Raw genomic sequence first — 2,593 nt, 5'->3', positions numbered from 1 at the left:
CCCCCCCCCCCCCCCCCCCCCCCCCCCCCCCCCCCCCCCCCCCCCCCCCCCCCCCCCCCCCCCCCCCCCCCCCCCCCCCCCCCCCCCCCCCCGCCACCTGCCGTCCGGGGCGTCCGGACCTCGGGCGACCGTCAGGTGACCGTCAGATGGAGGATGTCCTCCAGGAACGGGATCTTCAGCCAGGGCGACGGCTGCACCATGAGCGCGAGCAGCACGATCAGGCCACCCATGACCCCGTACGTGATCATGTCCGTGAAGCGGGACCGTACGGCGAGCATGCCCACCGAGGGCAGCACCCGGCGCAGCACGGCACCCACCAGGAGCGCCGCGCCGACCAGCATCGTGCCGATGCGGAACGACTGCAGGAAGGCGTCCGTCCCGACCACGAGCAGACCGAGCCCGGCGAGACCGAGCACGGTGAGCAGCGGCCACTGCCGGGCGGGGGCCGGGGCGTCGCCGGGAGCCGCCCGGCCGCCGCCCTCGGGCCGCGCGGTGTCGGTGGTGAGGCTCGGCGCGGGCCGCTTCCAGGCCGTGGCGCCACCGGGCGCGGAGCCGCCGGCCGAGGCACCCGTGCTCGCAGCACCACCACTCGCAGCACCACCGGCCGAGGCGCCGGAGCCCGAGGCGCGCGCGCCCGACGCCGGGACGCTCCCGTTCTTCGACGAGCCGTCGCCGGCCCCGTCCGGGGTCCCGGCTGCGCCCGGGGTCCCGGGGGTCACGTCAGAGCGCCGCGGCCGCGCGCTCGGCGGCCTCGACGACGTTGACGAGGAGCTGGGCACGGGTCATCGGGCCGACACCGCCGGGGTTCGGGGAGATCCAGCCGGCCACCTCGGCGACACCGGGGTCCACATCGCCGAGGATCTTGCCCTCGCCGTTGCGCGAGACGCCGACGTCGAGGACGGCCGCGCCCGGCTTCACGTCCTCGGGCTTGATCAGGTGCGGCACACCGGCCGCCGCGACGATGATGTCGGCGTTCCGCAGGTGCGCCGACAGGTCCCGGGTGCCGGTGTGGCACTGGGTCACGGTCGCGTTCTCGGAGCGGCGGGTGAGGATGAGCGGCATCGGGCGGCCGATGGTGACACCGCGGCCGACGACCACGACCTCCGCGCCGTTGATCTCCACGCCGTGCGCGCGGAGCAGTGTGATGACGCCGTTCGGCGTGCAGGGCAGCGGGGCGGGCTCGTTGAGCACGAGCCGACCGAGGTTGGTCGGGTGCAGACCGTCGGCGTCCTTGGCCGGGTCCATCAGCTCCAGGATGCGGTTCTCGTCGATGCCCTTCGGCAGCGGGAGCTGGACGATGTACCCGGTGCAGGTCGGGTCCTCGTTGAGCTCGCGTACGACCGCCTCGATCTCCTCCTGCGTGGCGGTCGCCGGAAGGTGGCGCTGGATGGAGGCGATGCCGACCTGGGCGCAGTCGCGGTGCTTGCCCGCCACGTACTTCTGGCTGGCCGGGTCGTCGCCGACCAGGACGGTGCCGAGTCCCGGTGTGACGCCCTGCTCCTTGAGGGCCGCCACACGGACGGTCAGATCGGACTTGATCGCAGCTGCGGTGGCCTTGCCATCGAGAATCTGGGCGCTCATGGATACATCCTCCCGGATGACCCCCGCCTTGTTCCAATTCGCTCGTGCCGGGCGGCCGATCACACGGAGCGACGGGTTGCACTTGCACAACTCAGATGCGTATCGACTGGACAAAAAGTCGACCAAGCGACCACGATGATCGGCGAAGTACCGCGGAAAGTGCCGGGGGGAATCCGCTCACATCCCGTGAAAAGTCCTCCGCGCGGGCCGCGTCGTCCCCGCACAGAGAGATTCACGGAGGAAACCCGCGATGAGCTTCGGTGACCCGAACAACCCGTACGGCCAGCCGCAGGGTCAGGGCCAGGGCCAGCAGCCCGGTTACGGCTACCCGCAGGCGCCCCAGGGCGTGCCGCCTCAGCAGGGCTACGGCTACCCCGCCGCCCCGCCGGTCTCGCCGTACGGTGGCGGCGGCTACCCGGGCGCGATCACGGAGATGCCGGGCGGGGTGAAGGCCGCACGCGTCATGATGTGGATCAGCGGCGCGTTCAACGTCATCGGCGGCCTCGCCGTGATCGCCATGTCGTTCGCGCTCGACAGCGAGCTGGAGAAGTCCGGCGCCTCGTCCGCCGACGTCGACGCCTTCGGCGACCTGGGCCAGGGCATCCTGATCGGCCTCGGCATCTTCTCGCTGATCTTCGCCGCCGTCGGCATGGTGCTCGCCGCCAAGTTCCGCTCCGGCGGCAACGGCGTCCGGATCGGCACCATCGTCTACTCCTCGGTCAGCGTGCTGTTCAGCCTGTTCTCGCTGCCCCTCGGCATCGTGGGCCTCGCCCTGGCCGTCCTGGTCATCGTCTTCGTGGCGAAGTCGGACGGCGCCGCCTGGTTCAACCGCAACAAGCAGCAGTACTGATCCACACGTGGAGGGGGGGGGGGGGGGGGGGGGGGGGGGGGGAAGGGGGAGGGGAGGGGGGGGGGGGGGGGGGGGGTGGGGGGAGGGGGAGGGGGGGTAGGGGGATATCCCGCAAGGGGGGGGGGGTAGTGGGGGGGGGGGGGCAGCGAGAGGGGGGGGTGG

General features: G+C 73.0%; 3 protein-coding genes. 1 reads left to right on the top strand and 2 read right to left on the bottom strand.

What is annotated here, in order from left to right; genetic code table 11:
* Positions 1-131: 131 nt before the first annotated feature.
* Together ACZ4XX_RS38120 and ACZ4XX_RS38115 are read right to left on the bottom strand one after the other, a co-directional pair.
* Positions 132-719, bottom strand: coding sequence for a DUF3017 domain-containing protein (locus ACZ4XX_RS38120; RefSeq protein ID WP_468512396.1), 588 nt, complete (start codon positions 717-719; stop codon positions 132-134).
* Between the two features lies 1 nt (position 720).
* On the bottom strand, positions 721-1,581 hold the full coding sequence (locus tag ACZ4XX_RS38115) for a bifunctional methylenetetrahydrofolate dehydrogenase/methenyltetrahydrofolate cyclohydrolase (RefSeq protein WP_266895639.1): 861 nt from the start codon (positions 1,579-1,581) through the stop codon (positions 721-723).
* A gap of 250 nt (positions 1,582-1,831) precedes the next feature.
* Here ACZ4XX_RS38115 and ACZ4XX_RS38110 point away from each other — a divergent pair, with 250 nt between their 5' ends.
* On the top strand, positions 1,832-2,431 hold the full coding sequence (locus ACZ4XX_RS38110) for a hypothetical protein (protein WP_468512395.1): 600 nt from the start codon (positions 1,832-1,834) through the stop codon (positions 2,429-2,431).
* The last annotated feature ends 162 nt before the right edge of the window (positions 2,432-2,593 follow it).

The sequence above is a fragment of the Streptomyces sp. NPDC029956 genome, from assembly GCF_055574655.1.
This window is presented reverse-complemented; position numbering and strand designations above follow the sequence as displayed.